The sequence below is a fragment of the Bacillus sp. KNSH39 genome, assembly GCF_052656585.1.
This window is the reverse complement of the sequence record NZ_JBQXYO010000001.1, coordinates 2,474,720-2,496,096: the sequence shown is the minus strand read 5'-3', so window position 1 is coordinate 2,496,096 and position 21,377 is coordinate 2,474,720. Positions and strand designations below refer to the sequence as shown.

27 protein-coding genes are annotated in these 21,377 nt (G+C 35.9%); 23 read left to right on the top strand and 4 right to left on the bottom strand.

Translation table 11 applies throughout. The features are described from left to right. The first annotated feature begins 37 nt into the window (after positions 1-37). The 14 genes from dacF (at position 38) to ACUL40_RS12520 (ending at position 10,656) form a co-directional block, all read left to right on the top strand. A complete protein-coding gene (gene dacF, locus ACUL40_RS12585) occupies positions 38-1,228 on the top strand; it encodes a serine-type D-Ala-D-Ala carboxypeptidase DacF (RefSeq protein ID WP_000831998.1) in 1,191 nt (396 codons plus the stop codon). A gap of 169 nt (positions 1,229-1,397) precedes the next feature. Next, the gene (gene spoIIAA / locus ACUL40_RS12580; RefSeq protein WP_000059135.1) at positions 1,398-1,748 is read left to right on the top strand and encodes an anti-sigma F factor antagonist; all 351 of its coding nucleotides are present in this window, start codon (positions 1,398-1,400) and stop codon (positions 1,746-1,748) included. Beyond that, entirely contained in the window at positions 1,749-2,189 is a 441-nt protein-coding gene (spoIIAB, locus tag ACUL40_RS12575; protein ID WP_001243398.1) for an anti-sigma F factor, read from the top strand. 12 nt (positions 2,190-2,201) lie between these two features. After that, positions 2,202-2,960, top strand: coding sequence for an RNA polymerase sporulation sigma factor SigF (gene sigF, locus ACUL40_RS12570; RefSeq protein WP_000350729.1), 759 nt, complete (start codon positions 2,202-2,204; stop codon positions 2,958-2,960). Positions 2,961-3,095: 135 nt separating this feature from the next. Beyond that, positions 3,096-4,622: a sodium-dependent transporter gene (locus tag ACUL40_RS12565; RefSeq protein WP_440605047.1), complete on the top strand. Its 1,527-nt coding sequence runs from the start codon at positions 3,096-3,098 to the stop codon at positions 4,620-4,622. Continuing rightward, positions 4,622-4,720: a methionine/alanine import family NSS transporter small subunit gene (locus tag ACUL40_RS12560; RefSeq protein ID WP_000016828.1), complete on the top strand. Its 99-nt coding sequence runs from the start codon at positions 4,622-4,624 to the stop codon at positions 4,718-4,720. The genes ACUL40_RS12565 and ACUL40_RS12560 overlap by 1 nt, the downstream gene beginning before the upstream one ends. A 115-nt stretch (positions 4,721-4,835) precedes the next feature. Continuing rightward, positions 4,836-5,456, top strand: a complete 621-nt coding sequence (locus ACUL40_RS12555; protein ID WP_000438369.1) for a stage V sporulation protein AA — start codon at positions 4,836-4,838, stop codon at positions 5,454-5,456. Continuing rightward, entirely contained in the window at positions 5,449-5,865 is a 417-nt protein-coding gene (spoVAB, locus tag ACUL40_RS12550) for a stage V sporulation protein SpoVAB (protein ID WP_000572936.1), read from the top strand. The genes ACUL40_RS12555 and spoVAB overlap by 8 nt, the downstream gene beginning before the upstream one ends. Positions 5,866-5,879: 14 nt before the next feature. Then, the gene (gene spoVAC, locus ACUL40_RS12545; RefSeq protein ID WP_000203810.1) at positions 5,880-6,338 is read left to right on the top strand and encodes a stage V sporulation protein AC; all 459 of its coding nucleotides are present in this window, start codon (positions 5,880-5,882) and stop codon (positions 6,336-6,338) included. Between the two features lie 12 nt (positions 6,339-6,350). Then, entirely contained in the window at positions 6,351-7,367 is a 1,017-nt protein-coding gene (spoVAD, locus tag ACUL40_RS12540) for a stage V sporulation protein AD (RefSeq protein ID WP_001241166.1), read from the top strand. 3 nt (positions 7,368-7,370) lie between these two features. Continuing rightward, positions 7,371-7,721 (top strand): stage V sporulation protein AE, encoded by a 351-nt coding sequence (gene spoVAE, locus ACUL40_RS12535; protein WP_000345916.1) that lies wholly within the window; start codon positions 7,371-7,373, stop codon positions 7,719-7,721. 5 nt (positions 7,722-7,726) lie between these two features. Beyond that, positions 7,727-8,296 carry a stage V sporulation protein AE gene (locus tag ACUL40_RS12530; protein WP_001254415.1) on the top strand — a complete coding sequence of 190 codons (570 nt, stop codon included), beginning with the start codon at positions 7,727-7,729 and terminating at the stop codon, positions 8,294-8,296. After that, a complete protein-coding gene (gene spoVAF, locus ACUL40_RS12525) occupies positions 8,283-9,755 on the top strand; it encodes a spore germination protein SpoVAF (protein ID WP_000165595.1) in 1,473 nt (490 codons plus the stop codon). The genes ACUL40_RS12530 and spoVAF overlap by 14 nt, the downstream gene beginning before the upstream one ends. Before the next feature lie 97 nt (positions 9,756-9,852). Next, the gene (locus ACUL40_RS12520; protein WP_002026273.1) at positions 9,853-10,656 is read left to right on the top strand and encodes a Cof-type HAD-IIB family hydrolase; all 804 of its coding nucleotides are present in this window, start codon (positions 9,853-9,855) and stop codon (positions 10,654-10,656) included. Between the two features lie 31 nt (positions 10,657-10,687). Here ACUL40_RS12520 and ACUL40_RS12515 read toward each other — a convergent pair whose 3' ends face one another. Next, positions 10,688-11,554 carry a DUF1002 domain-containing protein gene (locus ACUL40_RS12515; protein ID WP_000850515.1) on the bottom strand — a complete coding sequence of 289 codons (867 nt, stop codon included), beginning with the start codon at positions 11,552-11,554 and terminating at the stop codon, positions 10,688-10,690. A 187-nt stretch (positions 11,555-11,741) separates the two neighbouring features. Between ACUL40_RS12515 and ACUL40_RS12510 the strand changes: the two genes are divergently transcribed. Both ACUL40_RS12510 and ribT read left to right on the top strand, forming a co-directional pair. Next, on the top strand, positions 11,742-12,179 hold the full coding sequence (locus ACUL40_RS12510) for a peptidylprolyl isomerase (protein ID WP_000853782.1): 438 nt from the start codon (positions 11,742-11,744) through the stop codon (positions 12,177-12,179). Positions 12,180-12,639: 460 nt separating this feature from the next. After that, a complete protein-coding gene (gene ribT, locus ACUL40_RS12505) occupies positions 12,640-13,008 on the top strand; it encodes a GNAT family N-acetyltransferase RibT (RefSeq protein ID WP_000908401.1) in 369 nt (122 codons plus the stop codon). A gap of 20 nt (positions 13,009-13,028) precedes the next feature. On the opposite strand, the gene ACUL40_RS12500 is transcribed toward ribT, so the two are convergent. Next, positions 13,029-13,547, bottom strand: coding sequence for a DUF309 domain-containing protein (locus ACUL40_RS12500; RefSeq protein WP_000283597.1), 519 nt, complete (start codon positions 13,545-13,547; stop codon positions 13,029-13,031). Positions 13,548-13,646: 99 nt separating this feature from the next. Continuing rightward, positions 13,647-13,742 (bottom strand): YjcZ family sporulation protein, encoded by a 96-nt coding sequence (locus ACUL40_RS12495; protein WP_000510194.1) that lies wholly within the window; start codon positions 13,740-13,742, stop codon positions 13,647-13,649. A 169-nt stretch (positions 13,743-13,911) separates the two neighbouring features. Between ACUL40_RS12495 and scpA the strand changes: the two genes are divergently transcribed. The 6 genes from scpA to ACUL40_RS12465 all read left to right on the top strand — a co-directional run bounded on the left by scpA (position 13,912) and on the right by ACUL40_RS12465 (position 19,175). Further along, positions 13,912-14,655, top strand: a complete 744-nt coding sequence (gene scpA, locus ACUL40_RS12490; protein WP_001199753.1) for a segregation/condensation protein A — start codon at positions 13,912-13,914, stop codon at positions 14,653-14,655. 158 nt (positions 14,656-14,813) lie between these two features. Further along, the gene (gene scpB / locus ACUL40_RS12485; protein ID WP_000375168.1) at positions 14,814-15,386 is read left to right on the top strand and encodes a segregation/condensation protein ScpB; all 573 of its coding nucleotides are present in this window, start codon (positions 14,814-14,816) and stop codon (positions 15,384-15,386) included. A gap of 78 nt (positions 15,387-15,464) precedes the next feature. Further along, the gene (locus ACUL40_RS12480; RefSeq protein ID WP_001214826.1) at positions 15,465-16,367 is read left to right on the top strand and encodes a ComEC/Rec2 family competence protein; all 903 of its coding nucleotides are present in this window, start codon (positions 15,465-15,467) and stop codon (positions 16,365-16,367) included. A gap of 211 nt (positions 16,368-16,578) precedes the next feature. Then, complete coding sequence (gene nagA, locus ACUL40_RS12475; RefSeq protein WP_002179749.1) at positions 16,579-17,721, top strand: N-acetylglucosamine-6-phosphate deacetylase; 1,143 nt, start codon at positions 16,579-16,581, stop codon at positions 17,719-17,721. A 4-nt stretch (positions 17,722-17,725) separates the two neighbouring features. Then, positions 17,726-18,514 (top strand): glucosamine-6-phosphate deaminase, encoded by a 789-nt coding sequence (nagB, locus tag ACUL40_RS12470; protein WP_001024210.1) that lies wholly within the window; start codon positions 17,726-17,728, stop codon positions 18,512-18,514. Then, positions 18,444-19,175: a GntR family transcriptional regulator gene (locus tag ACUL40_RS12465; RefSeq protein WP_014894892.1), complete on the top strand. Its 732-nt coding sequence runs from the start codon at positions 18,444-18,446 to the stop codon at positions 19,173-19,175. Before nagB ends, ACUL40_RS12465 begins: the two co-directional genes overlap by 71 nt. Positions 19,176-19,248: 73 nt before the next feature. Here ACUL40_RS12465 and ACUL40_RS12460 read toward each other — a convergent pair whose 3' ends face one another. After that, complete coding sequence (locus ACUL40_RS12460) at positions 19,249-20,055, bottom strand: Cof-type HAD-IIB family hydrolase (RefSeq protein ID WP_000594243.1); 807 nt, start codon at positions 20,053-20,055, stop codon at positions 19,249-19,251. A 165-nt stretch (positions 20,056-20,220) separates the two neighbouring features. On the opposite strand from ACUL40_RS12460, the gene glcT reads away from it, so the two are divergent. Further along, complete coding sequence (glcT, locus tag ACUL40_RS12455) at positions 20,221-21,069, top strand: glucose PTS transporter transcription antiterminator GlcT (protein WP_000073861.1); 849 nt, start codon at positions 20,221-20,223, stop codon at positions 21,067-21,069. The last annotated feature ends 308 nt before the right edge of the window (positions 21,070-21,377 follow it).

Sequence of the window (21,377 nt, the reverse complement as noted above, 5' to 3'; positions counted from 1 at the left end):
GGAAAAAATAGGTCTGATATAGAATGGAGGGTTAGTCATGAAGCGAGTTTTTGGAATACTTGTTTGTTTCATGTTATTGCTTTCTGGAACTTCAGTGAGTTTTGCGCAATCTGAAAAAACGAAGCAGGAGAAAACAGAAGAAACAACGCCGAAGTTAGCGGAACAAGCGTCGTCAGCAATCGTAATTGAGCAAGATACAGGTAAAGTTTTATTTGATAAAAACCCAAATGAAAAATTACCACCTGCTAGTATGACAAAGATTATGACAATGCTTTTAATTATGGAACAAGTTGAAAAAGGAAAACTAAAACTGACCGATAAAGTTAGAGCGAGTGAACATGCAGCTTCAATGGGTGGATCGCAAATCTTTTTAGAACCTGGGGAAGAGATGACTGTAAATGAGATGTTAAAGGGTATTGCAATTGCATCTGGAAATGACGCATCTGTTGCAGTAGCCGAGCACATCGCAGGTTCAGAAGAAGGATTTGTAAATATGATGAACAAAAAGGCGAAAGATTTAGGGCTGAAAAATACACATTTTCAAAATCCAACAGGTCTTCCGGCCAAAGACCATTATTCGACAGCAAATGATATGGCTATAATGGCGAGAGAATTGATGAAGTATCCACTTATTCGTAAATACACAGGTAAGTACGAAGATTATTTACGTGAAGATACGGATAAAAAGTTTTGGCTCGTTAATACGAATAAACTAGTACGTTTTTATCCTGGCGTAGATGGAGTAAAAACAGGTTTTACGACAGAAGCGAAATATTGTTTAACAGCATCGGCTGAAAAAAATGGCATGCGTGTCATTTCAGTTGTCATGGGAGCACCAACATCAAAAGAACGGAACAACCAAGTGACGAAGCTTCTTGACTATGCATTTGGACAATATATGACAAAGAAATTGTATACGCGCGGCGAAAAAATTAAGACAGTTCAAGTAGGAAAAGGGAAAAAAGAAAAAGTAGATTTAGTTGCGTCAGATAATGTTTCTCTTCTTATGAAGAAGGGCGAGAATATGGACAAGGTAAAACAAGAAGTAATTGCTGAAAAGAAAGTAAAAGCACCGATTAAAAAAGGTGACGCGCTTGGTACACTTGTTATTAAAAAAGATAAAGATGTTTTATTAAAACAAACAATTGTAGCAAAAGAAGATGTTGCTGCAGCGAGCTGGTGGGAGTTATTTAAAAGAAGTTTTGGGATGTTTTCAACATCAAAATAGCGGCAAATATTTTGCCGCTTTTCTATTCGTATGTAAGTGAATAATGCTGAAAGGTTTCACTTTATGACGAAATAGTTCTTCTTTTGTCAGCAGGAAGGATTCTTATTTTGTATCACGAAAATCTTTATGTATGTGAATAAGTAAAGTTTGAGCATAAGGAGGAAATCGTGTGAGTCTTTCCATGCAATTAGAAGTAAAACGTGACGTCCTATGTGTGAGACTAGAGGGTGAATTAGATCATCATACGGCTGAAGAGTTGCGAACGAAAGTAACAGATATGATTGAGACACATGGTGTTCATCATATTGTTTTGAGCCTAGAGAACTTATCGTTTATGGATAGTTCTGGTCTAGGTGTTATATTAGGCCGATATAAACACGTAAAGGGATTAGGTGGAGAAATGGTTGTTTGTGCAATTTCACCGCCTGTTAAGCGTTTATTTGAAATGTCGGGCTTATTCAAAATCGTTCGCTTAGAAGAAAGTGAAGCGCACGCGCTCGCGACGTTGGGGGTGGCATAGATGAGAAATGAAATGAACCTTCAATTTTCAGCATTAAGTCAAAATGAATCATTCGCTCGCGTTACAGTGGCGGCTTTCATTGCACAACTAGATCCAACGATGGAAGAATTAACGGAGATTAAAACAGTTGTGTCAGAAGCGGTTACAAATGCAATTATTCATGGATACGAAGGAAATGCAGAAGGTATTGTTTATATTTCTGTAATTTTGGAAGAAGCAATGGTGAAACTCACGATTCGAGATGAAGGGATTGGAATCTTTAACTTAGATGAAGCGAGACAACCCCTTTTTACAACTAAACCTGAATTAGAGCGTTCCGGAATGGGATTTACTATCATGGAAAATTTTATGGATGAAGTAGAAGTTATTTCAAACGAATCTTTCGGGACAACAATCCATTTGACAAAATACTTATCAAATAGTAACGCTCTATGCAATTAAGGAGAATAGCCTATGGACATAGAGGTCAAAAATGAGAAGAAGAAACCTCAGTTAAAGGACCACGAGCTAAAAGCGTTAATTCAAAAAAGTCAAGATGGAGATCAACAAGCGAGAGATACAATCGTTCAAAGTAATATGCGCCTCGTTTGGTCGGTTGTACAGCGGTTTCTTAATCGAGGATACGAACCAGACGACCTATTTCAAATTGGATGTATTGGGCTCTTGAAATCGGTAGATAAATTTGATTTATCTTTCGACGTGAAATTTTCAACATATGCAGTTCCAATGATTATTGGTGAAATACAACGTTTCTTACGCGATGATGGATCAGTGAAAGTTAGTAGGTCTTTAAAAGAAACAGGAAACAAAATTCGAAAGATGAGAGATGAGCTTTCGAAAGAATTCGGAAGGGCTCCAACGATTAATGAAGTGGCAGAGGCACTAGAACTAACGCCAGAGGAAGTTGTTCTAGCACAAGAAGCGAGCCGGGCCCCTTCATCTATACATGAAACTGTATATGAAAACGATGGAGATCCAATCACTATTTTAGATCAAATTGCAGATCAATCTGAAACGAAATGGTTCGATAAAATTGCTTTAAAAGAAGCGATTAGAGAACTAGATGAACGAGAGCGCTTAATTGTATACTTGCGTTACTATAAAGATCAAACACAGTCAGAAGTAGCCGAGCGCATAGGCATTTCGCAAGTACAAGTTTCAAGACTTGAAAAGAAAATATTAAAACAGATGAAAGATCGAATAGACGAATAATTGTCTATTCGATTTTTTTATGCCGTTAATAGGAGAGAGATGTTAATTTTCGCAAAAATTAACAGAATTTATTGATAATTTAGTCAATTTAAAATATAATCCAAGTATGAACTTGTCATAAAGGGGGAAGGAAACATGGAAACGAGGCAACAATGGGGAACGAGAGCTGGATTTATTTTCGCAGCGGTCGGATCTGCCGTTGGATTAGGAAACATATGGCGTTTTCCTTATACAGCGTATGAAAATGGAGGAGGAGCATTCTTTTTACCGTATTTATTTGCATTATTAACGACTGGTATTTCATTGTTAGCGTTTGAGTTTGCCCTTGGTCATCGTCATCGTGGCTCAGCACCACTTACATTTTTCCGTATTAGCCCGCGTGCAGAATTTATTGGATGGTGGCAAATGTGCGTAACATTTATTGTTTCAACATATTATGCAGTGATTATTGCTTGGTCTATATCGTATACATACTTTGCAATTACTGGAGCATGGGGAAAAGACACGCAATCATTTTTATTTAAAGAGTACTTACATGTTGCAGATAAGCCAGGACAATTTGGAGGACTTGTACCAGAAGTATTAATTCCGTTAGCTCTCGTTTGGATTATTGTGCTTGGCGTTGCATTTAAAGGAGTTAAAAAAGGAATCGAAGTTGTTAACCGTATATTTATTCCTTTATTAGTTGTTATGTTCCTTATTATCGTTGTTCGTGCAGTGACGATGGAAGGTGCTATGCAAGGACTAGATGCATTCTTTAAACCAGATTGGAGTCGTATTTTTGATGGGAAAGTATGGCTTGCTGCTTACGGTCAAATATTCTTTAGTTTATCTTTAGCATTTGGAATTATGATTACGTATTCTAGTTATTTACCGAAAAACTCGGATACAACAAATAATGCCTTTATTACTGGATTTGCAAACTCAGGATTTGAATTATTAGCAGGTATTGGGGTCTTTGCAGCTCTTGGATTTATGGCAAATAATATGGGAGTACCGGTTGATAAAGTAGCAAGTGCTGGCGTTGGGCTTGCGTTCGTAGTATTTCCCCAAATTATTAATGAATTGCCGATGTCACCGTTGTTTGGTGTTTTATTTTTCTTATCGTTAACGGTTGCTGGAATTACATCACTTATTTCACTCGCGGAAGTATGCTTTGCCGCTGTATCTGAAAAATTCAGTTTAAGTCGGGAAAAAACTATTGGAATTATGGGAACCCTTCTCGTGTTAGTTTCTCTTGTTTTTGCAACACGTGGTGGACTTATGTTCTTAGATGTTGTCGACTATTTCGCTAATAATTTCGGATTAATTACAATTGCACTTGCGGAAGTAGTTACGATAGGGCTCATTTTACGCCGTTTACCAGTTTATCAAAATCATGCAAACTTTGTATCTGATATTAAATTAGGAACGTTTTGGAGAGTGAGTTTACTCGTTATTACTCCGCTTATGTTAGGGTATATGCTAATTGATGGTACAATCCAAAATATTAAAAAGAACTACGGAGATTATCCGACTGATTTTGTTGTAACGTATGGTTGGTCGATAGCAGCAGCATTCCTCATAGTTGCAATAATCATTGGCCTGAAAAAATGGGATGCACAAATTCATTCGGATTCTGCCAAGCTTGAAAAAGAATGGAAAGATCGAGGTGTTTCATAATGAGTGGATCAGCGATTATGATGATGGTTATTGGAATAGTAGTCATTTGGGGAGGGCTTGCATTAAGTATTGTAAACTTATTTAAGAAAAAGGCATAAGTAAAAAACATCTGTACCGAAATGGTGCAGATGTTTTTTTATGAAAAAATTGTATTAGAAAAAAATTCAATAACCATACTACAACTACGAGGAAGAGTGAAGGGGTGAATGAAAGTTGGAACAAACGATTTATATTAAAATGCGCAATCGTTTAAAAGTTTCTCCTACTTATGAAGTAAAGCTGGGCGATGTTGCTCAACTTGCCGGAGATTCTTCCGTAGTTGAGTTGTTACAAAATGAGATAGTTTACAAAATAACAGCGCATGATAAGACGCATGTTGTAATTGATGTTATGAAAGTAATTGAGATTATTCAACAGAAAGCATCTCATGTACAAATTAATTTACTCGGTTCTGGACAAACTCTTGTTGAAATTATATACGAAAAAAAGAAGACACACCCAATTTTTTTCGGGCTTGTATGGCTGTTACTGTTCATTGGAGCGGCCCTTGCGATTATTTATTTCCATGAAGATGTAAGTATGCAACAAGTACATCAACGGTTATATTACATGATTACTGGAGAATTTAATGCGCAACCACTTTTATTTCAAATCCCTTATTCTTTAGGTCTTGGCTTAGGGATGGTTTTATTTTTTAATCATGTATTTCAAAAGCGAATTAATGAAGAGCCGAGTCCGTTAGAAGTTGAGATGTTTCAATACCAACAGTCACTTGATCAGTATGTAATCGTTAATGAAAACAAGGATAATATGAAACAACTTGCCGATGATTGAGTCTGGATTTGTTATTTTAATTGGTTTAGCTGGAGGGATTGCGGTAGGTAGCGGATATGTCGCATTTTTAGCTGTACTTGGTATAATCCCCCGTTTAGCCCAATTAACGAGAAGTGGAAAGCATATTCAATATTTTGAGTGGGCAGTCATTGCAGGTACTTTAACAGGGGCTTGGTGCAGTTTGAAAAACATTACATTTCAAACGTCGCAGTATTGGCTCGTTATATTAGGGATATTTTGTGGCACATTCATCGGAATGCTTGCTGCGGCATTAACAGAGGTGTTAAATGTTCTGCCTATTTTAGCGAAACGAGTAGGGGTAGAGGGGAAGATTATTGTTTTACTCGTTGCTCTTGTACTTGGAAAAGTAATAGGATCGTTGTTTCACTGGATTTATTTCGTAAAGTAGGAGGCAGTATATAAATGACAAGTCAGAAATTGAAGGATGATTACATAAATAAAGTGAAGGAGTATCATCCAAAGCCAAACTATTTACTAAATTGTATCAAAGCATTTCTTGTAGGTGGACTCATTTGCACAGTTGGAGAAGTATTGATGAAATTTTATATACATTATTTTCACTTCAGTGAACAAGAGGCAGGAAACCCAACTGTTGCAACCCTTGTTTTATTATCCGCGATTTTAACAGGGTGTGGTGTATATGATAAAATCGGTCAATTTGCTGGAGCAGGATCAGCGGTACCGGTAACAGGATTTGCAAATTCTATGGCGAGCGCTGCCTTAGAACATAAGAGCGAAGGGGTTGTTCTAGGGATTGCTACAAATATGTTTAAACTGGCAGGAAGTGTGATTGTATTTGGGGTTGTTGGTGCATATATCATTGGGTTAATAAGGTATACCTTTAAAATTTTTATGTCTTAAAGGAGGGCTAGTATGAGGTTGACCGGAAAACAAACGTGGGTATTTCAAAATGATATATATGTGAATGCAACGGGTACTGCTGTCGGTCCGAAAGAAGCTGAGGGCCCTCTCGGGAAAAAATTTGATATTTCATATGGTGACTTGCATTGTGGAGAAGAAAATTGGGAGCTTGCCGAACGAAGATTAATGTCAGACTCAATTCAACAAGCAGTGCAAAAAGGGAATATAAAAACATCGCAAATTGATTTCTTTTTAGCGGGAGATTTATTAAATCAAACAGTGACAGCAAATTATGTTGCGCGTAAGTGGGGCATTCCTTTTTTAGGAATGTTTAGCGCTTGTGCGACGTCTATGGAGACTTTAGCAGTTGGCTCAGCTTTTATAGACGGTGGATTTGCAAATCGTGTCTTAGCTACAGTAAGTAGTCATAATGCAACGGCTGAAAGACAATTTCGCTATCCAACAGAGTACGGTGGACAAAAGCCAGGGACAGCAAATTCAACTGTGACTGGTGCAGGATCTATATTAATTAGCAATGAAAAAAGTGCAATTAAAATTACGTCGGCTACAATTGGAAAAGTGCAAGATTTAGGAATTACAAATCCTTTGGATATGGGGGCAGCGATGGCTCCAGCAGCAGCTCATACAATTCAACAACATTTTGAAGATTTAAGAAGAAGTGCCGATGATTATGATTTGATTGTTACGGGTGATTTATCAGCTGTTGGGACGCCGATTGCGAAACAACTTTTACTTGAGGAAGGTTATGATCTTGGGCATATATACAATGATTGTGGATTGATGATTTATGAATCAAGTCAAGAAGAAGTGTTTGCAGGTGGTAGTGGTTGCGCTTGTTCAGCAGTTGTCACATATGGTCATTTATTACACGAGATGCAAAAAGGGAATTTACAACGAATTTTTGTCGTTGCGACTGGTGCATTATTAAGCCCGATGATGATGCAACAGAAGGAAACGATTCCAACAATTGCACATGGTGTCGTATTTGAGAGAGTTAAAGGAGAGTGAATTGTGGATTTTATATATGCATTTCTTGTAGGTGGAGTTATTTGTTTAATTGGGCAACTATTGTTAGATTTCGTAAAGTTAACACCAGCTCATTTAATGGCAACTTTTGTAGTCATCGGAGCAATTTTAGATGGATTTGGATTGTACGATAAACTAATAAAGTTTGCAGGTGCTGGAGCAACAGTCCCTATTACAAGTTTTGGACATTCACTATTGCACGGAGCAATGCATGCAGCAGAAAAACATGGATATTTAGGAATTGGTATTGGCATGTTTAGTTTAACGTCTGCGGGCATTTCCGCAGCGATATTGTTTTCGTTTTTTATAGCACTTATATGTAAACCGAAAGGATAAATCAAATGAGACGAAGGGTTGTTTTGGTCACAGATGGAGATGAATATGCAAAGCGGACAATTGAGCTTTTAACGAAGGAATTTGGGGGAAGGTGTATTTCAGCATCACAAAGTAATCCAACCAAATTGACAGGGAAAAAAGTTGTTGAGCTTATTATGCAAACGCCATATGACCCTGTATTTGTCATGTTTGATGACAGTGGATTTATTGGAGAAGGATCTGGTGAAAAGGCTTTAAAATATGTGGCTACCCATAAACAAATTGATGTGCTCGGTATTTTAGCGGTAGCGTCTAATACGCATCATTGGGAATGGGCACGTGTAGATGTAAGTGTAGATCGGAATGGGAATTTAACCGAATACGGTGTTGATAAATTTGGACTTCCAGATGGCGAAATTGGCAGAATTAGCGGAGATACAATTTATTGTTTAGATGACTTGAATGTTCCTGTCATCGTTGGAGTCGGTGACATTGGTAAGATGTGTGGAAATGATGAATGGGAGAGGGGATCACCTATTACGAAGAAAGCAATTCAATTAATTTTGGAAAGGAGTGGTTTTTATGACGAAGCCTAAAAAAGTGGATATCCCTATATCAACTTTCATAAGTGACAATGAAAATTATTTAAAGCAGACAGTTGGGCTAGGCGTTACATACGATGTTGGCATTCGTAAATTTCAAATTTTGAATAAAGAAATTGGTGTGTTATTTGTAAACGGACTTTGTGATACAAATTATATTATCCCTATTTTAGAAGAAGCGGTGGATACAAATGAGATAAGGGATGTAGAAGAAGATACAGTGAAGCTTTTAGAGAATCGCTTAATCCATCAACAAGTAAGTAAAGTGAAAACGATGGATGAGGTAATGCTCCAAGTATTATCAGGACTCATCGTGATATTTGTGGAAGGTGAAACGGAAGCGTTTGCAATCGATGTTCGTAGTTATCCAGGGCGAACGCCGACAGAACCAGATACCGAAAAGGTAGTACGCGGTGCAAGGGATGGATTTGTTGAAAATATCGTTGTAAATACAGCATTAATCCGTAGAAGAATTCGAGATCCACGTCTTCGAAATGAAATGGTTCGAGTAGGAGATAGATCACAAACGGATATTTGCATTACATACGTTCAAGATGTTGCAAATCCAGATTTAGTAAAGATTATAAAACAAGAATTAAATAACATCGATGTAGATGGAATTACGATGGCGGATAAAACAGTAGAAGAATTTGTTGTAAAGCAAAGCTATAACCCATTTCCACTTATTCGATATACAGAAAGGCCAGATGTAGCAGCAAATCATCTACTAGAAGGACATGTGTTAGTACTTGTTGACACATCGCCAAGTGCTATGATTACACCGACAACATATTTTCATCATTTACAGCACGCGGAAGAGTTTAGACAAAATCCAGCTGTCGGTACATTTTTACGCTGGGTGCGCTTTTTAGGTGTTATATTCTCGTTATTTTTATTACCATTTTGGTTAGTGTTTGTATTTGATCCAACTCTTTTGCCAGCAAATCTTGCTTTTATTGGACCGACTAAGATGACGCATTTACCAATTTTATTACAGGTGTTAATGGCAGAGGTCGGACTTGAGTTTTTAAGGATGGCAGCCATTCATACTCCAACGCCGTTATCGTCTGCAGCAGGGTTGATTTCCGCTATATTAATTGGTCAAATTGCAATTGATGTAGGTTTGTTTGTGCCAGAAGTAATTTTGTATGTAGCAGTTTCGATGATTGGTGCATATGCAACACCGAGTTATGAATTAGGATTAGGGAATAAGGTTGGGAAATTGTTTGTTATTATTTTAACAGGCCTCTTCCATGAGATGGGATTTGTAATTGGTATGACGATATTAATTTTATTTTTAACGTCTATAAAAAGTTTACAAACACCTTATTTATGGCCGTTTTTACCATTTGATTGGGGCGCATTAACAAAAATTTTACTCCGTCCAACGATGTCTAGTTTAAAAGTACGACCAAGTATTGTAAGACCTCAAAATGTAAAAAGACAAAAATAAACGGGATTATACACCCGTTTATTTTTTTTAGCAAAAATTTATTATTTTTTAACAAAAATCAAACATTTTTTGTGTACACTTAGAGTAGATATTGTGTATGGAAGGGGAAGAGGACATGATTAAATTATTTGTAAGTGATTTAGATGACACGCTCGTTTACGATGTGAATCATATGCAAAAAGAAGATGAACGTGCGCTGTGTTGGTTAGCTGAGAAAGGGACAAATATTTGTTTTGCCTCTGGCCGCTTTACACACAGAATTGATGAAGTTGTAAAAAGGTTTTCATTCCCATATTACACAACTGGCTTAAATGGAGCGACAATGTTGCTTCCGGATGGAAATTTATTTCATGAATCGAGTTTTGAAAATGTGGTTGCCCAGGAAATATATCGATATATACATAAAAAAGGACTAGCGGATATTGTTTGTGCAAACGAGCAGCGATATACAAAAAGGAAGAATGAACATCACCATAATTTTGAAGCGTATATGGGCGTGCATATCGCTGAAATTGAAGCGTTAGAAGAAGAGTTTGGTAAGACTGTACACCCTGCAAAATTGTTTGTTTTTGGAGAAGAAGAGAAAATTGTGACGTTAGATCAAGAGCTACGAGATACGTTTCAAGGCGAAGCGGAAGTTTTTATATCAGGTAAACGCTATGTTGATATTATGCCAAGAGGCGTGAGTAAGGGGAGTGCTCTAAAGCGACTAATGGATCATTTGCAAATTGAAGCAAATGAAGTTGCTTGTATTGGAGATTCTTTCAATGATATTTCTATGTTTGAAGTAACCCCGCATTCATTTACTCTTCATCATGCCCATCCATATGTAAAGGAGAAAGCAAATCATATAGTGCGTTCGGTTGAAGAGGCTGTTATGAAATTACCGTTACTTGTATAAAAAAGAAGCCCGTCACTGGCGGGCTTCTTTTTTACTTGAATAAAGATTTAACAAAATCAATGATACTTGAGAAGAAATCTTTCACTTTATCTAGAAAACTTTGTCCTTCTTCAGAACCTAAGAAGGCAGAAACGTGTTCTTTTGCTTTGTTTAATTGACTACCAACTTGATTCCAATCGATATTAAGATTTTTCATTTTATCAAATAACGATACTAAGTTATCTAACTGTTCATCTGTCAATGTAATGCCGAGTTGATCAGCAATTTTTTTAATTAATGAACGTAAATCTTCTGTTGTTTTTGGCTGTTCTTTTGCAATTTCTTCTTTAATTTTTGCAACAAGTTGAACTGCTTTTTCTTCACCAATTTTATCACCAAGCTGGGCTGTTTGTACCATTTCTTCATTCGCTACTTTTTTAACTTCTTCAGGAATTTGTTTATTGGACGCAGTTTCGTATGCTTTCATTAATCCAGTTAAAGCTGCAGTTCCTGAAACTTTAAAAGGTGCAGTAATTTGAATTTCTGCATCTTTTACACCTGCTGTAATCAAAGCGTTAGTGTACATTGCATCTGTTACCCAGTTAATGTTCTTTGATCGTACAATAAGACCAGATCCTGGTTTTGTGTATGTAATCATAGAAGAAGAAATTGCTCTCGTACCAATTTGTGCTTTTGGAACAATGCCTTCTAGAAATTTATGTTCTTCCGCATTAGATACAGTGATAATTGTAGCATCTTTTGGTGCTTTCATTTCTTTTAACAGATCTTGTTTTTGTTGTTCGGATAAGTTCTCTCCTAATGTAACAATTGATTCTCCCTCAATGATGTCTGCAAATGAAGCTGTTGGCATCATAAATACCGTTACAGCTAATAGCAGAGCTAATAATTTCGTTTTCACGAAAAATCGCTCCCTTTCTCTTTCTAAAATTTTCGGGCAACAAAGTTATTATAGTATATATTTCTTATTTGTCACCTAGCTTTTTCCACATTTCAAAAAAGAAGTATCTAGATTGTCGGATTCTTTTTGTTTCTAGTCATGAATGTGGTAATATAGTGCTGAGATAGTTGAAAGGAGACATATACGTATGAAAACTTTAGGATACATATTAATGGAAAACGGTGAAAAAATCGACTTGGAATTTTTCCCAGAAGAAGCACCGAAAACAGTAGAAAACTTTAAAAAATTAGCAGAGCAAGGATTTTATGACGGTGTTACATTCCACCGTGTTATTCCTGGCTTCGTAAGCCAAGGTGGAGACCCAACAGGTACAGGTGCAGGTGGCCCAGGTTACTCTATCCCATGTGAAACTGATGGAAACCCTCATAGACACCTTGTAGGATCACTTTCTATGGCTCACGCTGGCCGTAACACAGGCGGTAGCCAATTCTTTATCGTTCATGAGCCACAGCCGCATTTAGATGGTGTTCATACTGTATTCGGTAAAGCAACAAGCGGTATTGAAACAGTATTAAAAATGCGTCAAGGCGATGTAATGAAAGAAGTTAAAGTTTGGGAAGAATAAGGTAAGGAAAAAGAGAGCTTTTGCTCTCTTTTTTATTTTTAATGAGATTGAGTACTACTTCTACAGCTCATCATACAAGTAGTATTGTTGCTAAAATATATTGTTTGTGAGAACAAACCTTTAACCAATTACATAGAATACATTACATTATATGTTTCAATAAATATTTTTTGTTATATTAATTTTGCTAGAATTGTGCTGCTTTAGAGTAACTATAAATGAAGTGCTGTTGAATGATATGTTTCTTTCCATTCCATATAAAATTTTCTTTTTTTAACTCTATTTATTAAAGGAATAGTGCTGAAACATAGATTTGACTTTCTTCTTTTCGCTTTGTATGATTATCAAGTTGTTTTAGACTCTTCTCACTCTGTTGAAAATATTGTAAAATGAATGTGATATGAAAAGAGTGATTGAGGGGATTACTAGTTTGTAACTTTTGTAAGAAGGGATAAGGGTTATGTTAATTCGTTTTAAAAAAAGTTATGAAAAAATTGCAATGGGGCTTCTTTCGTTTATGCCAACTGAAAAAGATGTGAAAACATTACAATTGACAATGAAAGAATATGAAGCAAAAGATGATTGGCAATTGTATTTGTGGAAAGAAAATGAAGATTTTGTTGGAATAATGGGGATTGTAAAAAAAGAGAATCAAGTATTAGAAATTCAGCATTTGAGTGTGAACCCGTCTCATCGTCATGTGGGGATTGGGACGAAGATGGTTCAAGAGTTAAAGAGTAAATTTCTTGAGTTTACAATTTGCGGAAATGAGCAAACAGCAAGTTTTTGCGAAAAATGTAAAGGGCTAGAACAAAATATACATTCGTGAAAGCAGAGATAAGTAGTTTATTATCTCTGCTTTCTTTTTTGTAATTGTTCGTTTCGTTCAGTAATGACCTCTGTGCGATCACGCAAAGTGTGCTTGTTTATAATATATTCACCTGGGATAGCATTCAAGTCTTTCCAAGAGAGGTTTTGTTTTTGACATAACTCTATGCACTGCTTCTCTAACGATGAATCTGATAAGGGTAAAAATAAAGGTACAAAACGTTCTTTTTTATGGATAGATTGCAATCTTTCATTGAGCAAGGAAAGAAGTTGTACTTGATTAATTCCTAAACGTTGTAAAGGCACACCGCTTTTTTCTAAAATTGTAATTGCGCTTTTCATCATTTTTGTAGAACCATTCCAATTAGCACGTCTTTGGTGGTATAAAGAAACTGCAATTTGAATGAGACCAACTAAGTAATGATCACGATTACCTCTTGGTTTTGTCTTCCAATACTCTTCTAGTATTTCGTGGCATTCAAAATAGTCATAATCTCCATGGAAATGAATTAAAAATTGTATGTATTCGGTAGGATACATGTTTTCTCGCTCCTATCTAACGGTTATACATATAAGTGTATCATAGAAATATGAACAATAAACGACTAGGAGGTTTCCCCCTAGCCGTTATTGTTCATATTAGCAGAAGCAAGCTGCTCCTACAATAATTAGTAAAATAAACAGTACAACAAGTAATGCGAACCCACCGCTAAAACCACAATCAACGTGACCCATAGTTTTTTGACCTCCTACATTGTTCTTACTACACTGTTATCATATGAAGTGGTGGGCATGATGACATAGGCATCGGTCTATTTTTAATTAAATTTCTTAAAAAGGTTGGATAGAACATGAGTATGCTCTATACTTATGTTGTTATAGAAAAAATGTGGTGGGATGCTTTGTGCAATATAATTTTAAAGTAGAGGCTTTTGAAGGGCCGTTAGATCTATTGTTACATTTAATACATCGTTATGAAATTGATATATATAATATTCCTGTAGCAGATATTACAGAGCAATATTTATCTTATGTGCATACGATGAAAGAACTTCAATTAGATGTTGCAAGTGAGTATTTAGTAATGGCTGCAACGTTATTACAAATTAAAAGTAAGATGTTGTTGCCGAAACATGAAGAAGATGTACTTGATAACGGTGATGATTTTATAGATGATCCTCGTCAAGAATTGATGGAGAGGTTAATTGAATATAAGAAATATAAGCAAGTTGCTACTGAGTTAAAAGAAAGAGAACAAGAAAGAGCACAGCTATATACACGTCCACCAATTGACTTTACATCGTTGCAACAAGAAGAGGAGACAAGCTTACCTCTTGATGTTACGTTATATGATATGCTAGCAGCATTTCAAAAATTAATGCGCCGTAAAAAGGCAAAAAAACCTGTAACAACACGTATTACTCGTCAAGAAATACCAATTGAACAGCGAATGACTGATATTTTAAAACAGTTAAAAATAAAGGGTGGTCGCCAAAGTTTTTATGATTTGTTTGTTGATGATGAACGTGAAATAATGGTTGTAACATTTTTAGCAGTTCTGGAACTTATGAAAAACCAACAAATCATAATTGAGCAAGAACATAATTTTGATGAAATTTTCGTATCAAGCTCTAATAAATCTGCATAGAGCCAGTATGTGAAAATGGGATAGCAACATTTTATCTCATGCTATGTTTTAATGTATCGTTTGGAACAAGAGAAAAAATATTGAACCGAACGCATTAATTGTGATTCGGTTTTTTGATGTGTATTTTTATGAGAAAATAGAAGGAAGGAGCTCGTGAAATGGATAGGAAAGAACAAAAGTCAATTATTGAAGGCCTTTTATTTGTTTCTGGTGATGAAGGGATTTATCCAGAACAAATAGCGAAAGTTCTTGAAATTGAAATGAATGAAGCAATTAATATTTTAGAAGAAATGCAACAAGAATGTGAAGGTGCAAACCGTGGTTTGCAAATTGTACAGTATGCAAAAGTATATCGTTTTGCTACAAAGAAAGAACATGCTTCATATTATCAAAAATTAATAGATACACCAACAGCTGCTTCACTCTCACAAGCTGCCCTCGAAACGTTAGCGATTGTTGCATATCGCCAACCAATCACAAGGACTGAAATGGAAGAGATTAGAGGAGTTAAAACTGATAAGGCGTTACAAACGTTGGTTTCACATTTACTTATAAAAGAAATGGGAAGAGCAGAAGGACCAGGGCGTCCTATTTTATACGGAACAACAAAAGAATTTTTAGACACATTTGGATTGAAAACATTAGATGATTTACCACCGCTTTCTGAAGAGAATGAACAAATGAATGAAGCAGATTTATTCTTCGGTTCCTTACAAGAGATATCGAAATAAAAGCTTAGCATTTTGCTAAGCTTTTTTTGTATATCAATTATTTACAGTGCCATACTAAATGAAAAAAGGAGACGAGTTATGAGAGGTATGCGGATTATTTTATTATTAGTTTCTGTTTTATTATGTTTTTCTTTAAATAGCGCATCAGCTAAAAGGTATATGATGTCCATTCATACTACGTCTCCTTTACATATGCATCGGCAACATCTTAGTAAAATGAAAGTGAGCTTTTTAAAAGTGGGGCAAGGTGACGCAACACTTATTATAATGCCAAATGGACAAACAATGTTAATTGATGGAGGACCTTATGAAGCAGGAGAGGTTATTATTCAGAAATTAATTGAGAAAGGGATTAATCATTTAGATGTAATTGTCAGTACGCATCCCGATATGGATCATATAGGGGGGTTAATTCCAATTGTAGAGCAAATGCCGGTATCGCTTATACTAGATAGCGGAAAAACATATAGTTCTCTTACTTATCATACGTATCGGAATAATATAAAAAAAAGAGGGATACCTTTCGTTTCAGTAAAGGAAGGACAATATATACCGCTGGATCCACATGTTTCTATACAAGTATTAAACAACGGGAAATCAAAAGATGAAAATAATGAATCCTCAATTGTTTTAAAGGTGCGATATGGAAAAGCGGATTTTTTATTAATGGGTGACGCGGATGTACGGACAGAACATGAAATATTAAAACAATTTGATGTCCATGCAGATGTGTTAAAAGTGGGGCATCATGGCTCATATACTTCAACAAGTGAAACGTTTATAAAAAAAGTGGAACCGCAGTTTGCTATTCTATCGTACGGGAGTAATAATCCGTATGGACATCCTCACCAAAGTGTAGTGAAACGCTTAAAAAGGCACGGTATAATGGTATATAGAACGAATAAACGTACAGTAGAAATGGAAACAGATGGTGAACATATTATGTTAGAATCTAGCGGATTAATGCCATTGTTGAAGTGATTTCTATATTAGGGGGCGATACTGTCCCTTTTTGGAAAAATGAATAATATATATTATAATTATAAGAGACGTAAGAAATTTCCTTTTCTGTTGAATAAAAAGGAAATTTCATTAGAATGTATAGACAACTACTCGTGCGTATATTAAGATGGAACTAGGCGAATAAGGTAATAATAACAAGTAGGTAATTCATGGGAAAGGATCGATGAAAATGAAAACGCAAATTGTCATCAATGCCAAAATTTACACAGGTCAAGAAATAGTGGAAAACGGATTTATTCGTTACGCAGAAACCATTAAAGAAATTGGTTTGATGGCTCAATATGTACCACAAGAAAATGAAACTGTTTTTGATGCTACAGGGAAGATTATAATTCCAGGTATGATCGATGTTCATATTCATGGTGGATACGATATTGATGCGATGGATGCAAATAGCGATGGGTTAGTAACTCTAGGTAAAGAAATGTTAAAAGAAGGGGTTACAACTTACTTCCCAACAACAATGACACAAGCTCCAGAGGCAATTGAAGCAGCGTTAACTGCTGCGAAAGAAGCAAAAGAAAAAGGAGCGCATTTCGAATATATTCATTTAGAAGGACCTTATGTTTCAAAGAAACGTGCAGGTGCACAGCCACTTGAACATATCGTTCCTGCAAATATTGAGCAATTTAAACAATGGCAAGAAGCAAGTGGGAACTTAATTAAATTAGTAACATATGCACCAGAAGAAGAGGGAGCATTAGAGTTTGAACAATATCTTGCTGAAACTGGTGTAGTTGGCACAATGGGACATACAGATGCAATTGATGCGCAACTAAAAAATAGAAAGATTACACATGCGACACATTTATACAATCAAATGCGTGGATTACATCACCGTGAACCAGGAGTTGTGGGTCATGTGTTATTAAATCCAGATGTAATGGTTGAAGTAATTACAGATGGTATTCATATTCACCCTGACATGGTGAAATTAGCATATAAGTTAAAAGGACCGAAAAAAGTAAGTGTTATTACTGACGCAATGCGTGCAAAAGGTCTTGAAGATGGATTATATGAGCTTGGCGGACAGCCAGTACATGTAAAAGATGGTAGTGCTCGATTAGAAGATGGAACGTTAGCTGGTAGTATTCTAAAAATGGATCAAGCTTTCCGAAATGTAATTGAATTTACAGGTTGTTCAATCGAAGATGCAGTACTTATGACATCAGTTAACCAAGCAGAAGAGTTTGGATTAAATAATAAAGGTGCATTAGCGGTAGGAAAAGATGCAGACTTTGTTGTGATGAATGAAGATTTACATGTATATGATACGGTTCGTTTAGGAATTCATATGAAGGAAGGGAAGTAATTAAATGAATATTCTTGTTGTAAAAACTCCAGAAGAATTAGCAGAAGCAGGTTATAAATTAATTGAAGAAGTTGTAAAAACAAAAGAAAATCCAACATTAGGAATGGCTACAGGAAGCTCTCCATTAGGTATTTATGCAGAAATGCGAAAAAATAAACTTGATACAAGCCGTGTAACCACTGTAAACTTAGATGAGTACGTAAATTTACCACATGAAGATAAAAACAGCTATCACTATTTCATGCAAGAACAGTTGTTTGATCATCTTCCATTTAAACAAACTTATGTACCAAACGGGATGGCAAGTGATTTAGAGGAAGAGTGCAAACGTTACGAGAGCATTCTAGCTGCTAACCCAGTTGACCTACAGATTCTTGGAATCGGTGAAAACGGTCACATCGGATTTAATGAGCCAGGAACACCGTTTAATTCTCCAACAAACATTGTTGAATTAACAGAATCTACACGCCAAGCAAACCTTCGATTCTTCGAAAAAGAAGAAGATGTGCCAACTCATGCGATTACAATGGGAATTGGAAGCATTATGAAAGCGAAACAAGTTCTACTTGTTGCTATGGGTTCTAAAAAGGCAGAAGCTGTTAAAGAATTATTGCAAGGTGAATATAGTGAAGAGTGTCCGGCTACAGTTTTACAACGTCATCCGAATGTAACCGTAATCGCTGATCAAGAAGCTCTATCTTTATGCAGTGAGGCGATTGCTGATGAACATCGACAAGTATTCACCATTTCCGATCTATTATCAGATTCAAGAGTGGGTGAAACAGCTAATTGAGGACGGCGAATGGAAGCCGGGAGATAAAATCCCATCTGAGAATGAACTTTGTGATAAGTTCGAAGTGAGTCGAATGACAATCAGACAGGCGATTAATAATTTAGTGGAACAAGGCTATTTATATCGGAAGCGTGGAATTGGAACATTTGTCCAACTTCCGAAAGTGGAACAAAAATTGCAAGGAATGACGGGATTCACAGAAGACATGATTTCTCGTGGGATGAACCCAAGTAGTCAATTACTTAGTTTCCGCCTAGTTCCAGCTACTGCTAAAATAGCAGACCGGTTGAGAATACAGGAGGGGGAATCGGTTTATGAAGTGAGGCGTATTCGCTTAGCTGATGATGAACCGATTGCTTTTGAGACGACATATTTGTCGCCAGCTCTTGTAAAAGATATTAACGAAGAGATATTGCAACAATCTTTATATGAACATTTAGAGAAAAAACTGGGCTTTAAACTTGTTAGCGCTACTCAGTCAATTGAAGCTTCCGTTGCGACGGAAAATGAAGCTGAACATCTGCATATTCCTAAAAAGGCGCCTGTACTTGTAATGCGTCAATGGTCATATTCAGAAGGTGAGATACCGCTAGAGTACGTGAAATGTATTTATCGTGGAGATCGTTATAAATTTATTACGAATATCGCACGTAACAAATAGTATATTTCAGTTTGTGAAGTACAGTGGAATTGAAAATGGTTAACATGTAAAGAAATAAAAATACGACTCATCCTTATAAGGAATGAGTCGTATTTTTATTATGAGCAATTACGTGGTTAACAGCATCTTTGACGTGATTTACTACATAGTGAGCGTGTTTTTTTACTGCATCATCTGCTTGCGACATAGCAAAACTGTGAGGAGTTAAAGAAAACATAGGAATGTCATTATAAGAATCCCCTATACAAGCAATTTCCTCAGGTTTTATTTGAAACTCATTTAATAAAACAGAAATGGCAGAGCCTTTACTAACATTCGGTGGCATTACATCTAAACATTGTTCTGCTGAGATGAAAGTACTAACTTTCCCGTGGAATTTTTCATCAATTTTTTTCTGAAGGAGTTGTAAGCTCTCCTTTGTTCCACCGACAGAAATTTTATTTGGGAAAATTGTATCATCAATCTTCTGTAGTAAGTTTGGTTCTTCAACAGAAGTCATAGTTACTTGTTGTTCAAGTTCTTGAATGAAAGGTGTTTTCTCTTCAATGTAATAATTATGCTCATCACTTACATAACGGAAATAAGGATCTTCATTCGTCATAGCTAACAAATCGGGAAGTATGCTGGAATCAAAAGTTGCAGATAATAGTTGTTTATTTTCATGTGTATATACAAAAACACCATTTACACTAATGCGATGAAAATTTGTATTTACAGCTTTCATTAAGTCTGCAATTTCATTATCAAGTCTTCCGGAAGCGAAGCAAAGAATAACATTTTGCTCGGCAAGGCTGCGCAGTGCCGCAACATCTTGTTCGTCAATAAGACCTCCGTGTTGCATCATTGTACCATCGATATCACTTACAAACATTTTAATCATGCTGTTATCTCCTTTCTATGTACAGTTGCTCTTACATTATACGCATCATATATATACATGTCTAAAAAATGAATTTTTATTAAATGGCAGATGTTTTACATTGACGACAAAGAAGAATATTCTGTAACATAAAAGTAGGCTATTTAAGTACGAGGGTGGTGTTATATGAGTAATTATCTAGAAATTAAAAAAGTTTTAAATAATAATGTCATCATTGCTAGCCATCCGGAACACGAGGAAGTAGTAGTGATTGGTAAAGGAATTGGATTTGGGAAAAAAGCGAAAGATGTATTGGAGCAAGAACAAATCGAAAAGATGTTTGTCTTAAAAAATGAACGTGATCGTGAACAATACAAATTATTAGTGCCGCATATTAGTGAAAAATTAATTGAATTGATGAACGATATTATGCTGTACATTCAAGGAAAAGCGAAATCGCCACTAAATGAACATATTCATATTGCGTTAACAGATCATATTTCATTTGCGATTAAAAGGTTAAAACAAGGACTTACAATTGATAACCCTTTTTTAGTTGAAACAAAAATGCTCTATCCAAAGGAATATGAAATTGCGGAAGGTGTTGTAGAACTTTTAAATTCTCGTTTGCAAATTACATTGCCAGAAGGAGAAATTGGTTTTATTGCACTTCACATTTACAGTTCGCTTACAAATTCTGATTTATCTTCAGTTAATCAAAACTCCCGTCTCATTGCACAACTTGTATCTTTAATTGAGACAAACTTACAAATTACATTAGATCAAGAGAGTATTCATTATTTACGTCTTATTCGTCATCTTCAATATGCTATTGAGAGGGTGAAAAAAGGAGAAAAAGTAGAGGAATCGCAAAGTTTTGCTGATTTATTAAAGGCCGAGTATCCAGTTTGCTATAACTTGGCTTGGAAGCTAGTTAAGGTCATGCAAAAAGAGTTGCAACTACCTGTATATGAAGCTGAAAGTATTTATTTAACGATGCACTTGCAACGCTTAGTAAAGGCAGAGCATGTGTAAAAAGTCATATATTTTTGTCTAAAATGAAAACGTTAAAAAAAATGATTGAATCGCTTACAATAGTTATGTATAATAACTATTGCAAAGTTATACAAATTTCGACAAACACATTAAGGTGAGTAACGAAAACGTTTGCCTTAATTATAGTGAACTTATACGTAAACCTATTTTTGACACGTGTTACTGATTCGATCAGGCATGAGTGGAGAAAAGTAAGGAATGTAAGCTAGAGAAAGGGATATACTACCCTTTGTATAGCTATCGTTCTATCTTTTTTTCCTCATGTCTTTTTGGCGTTTGTCGGAAGG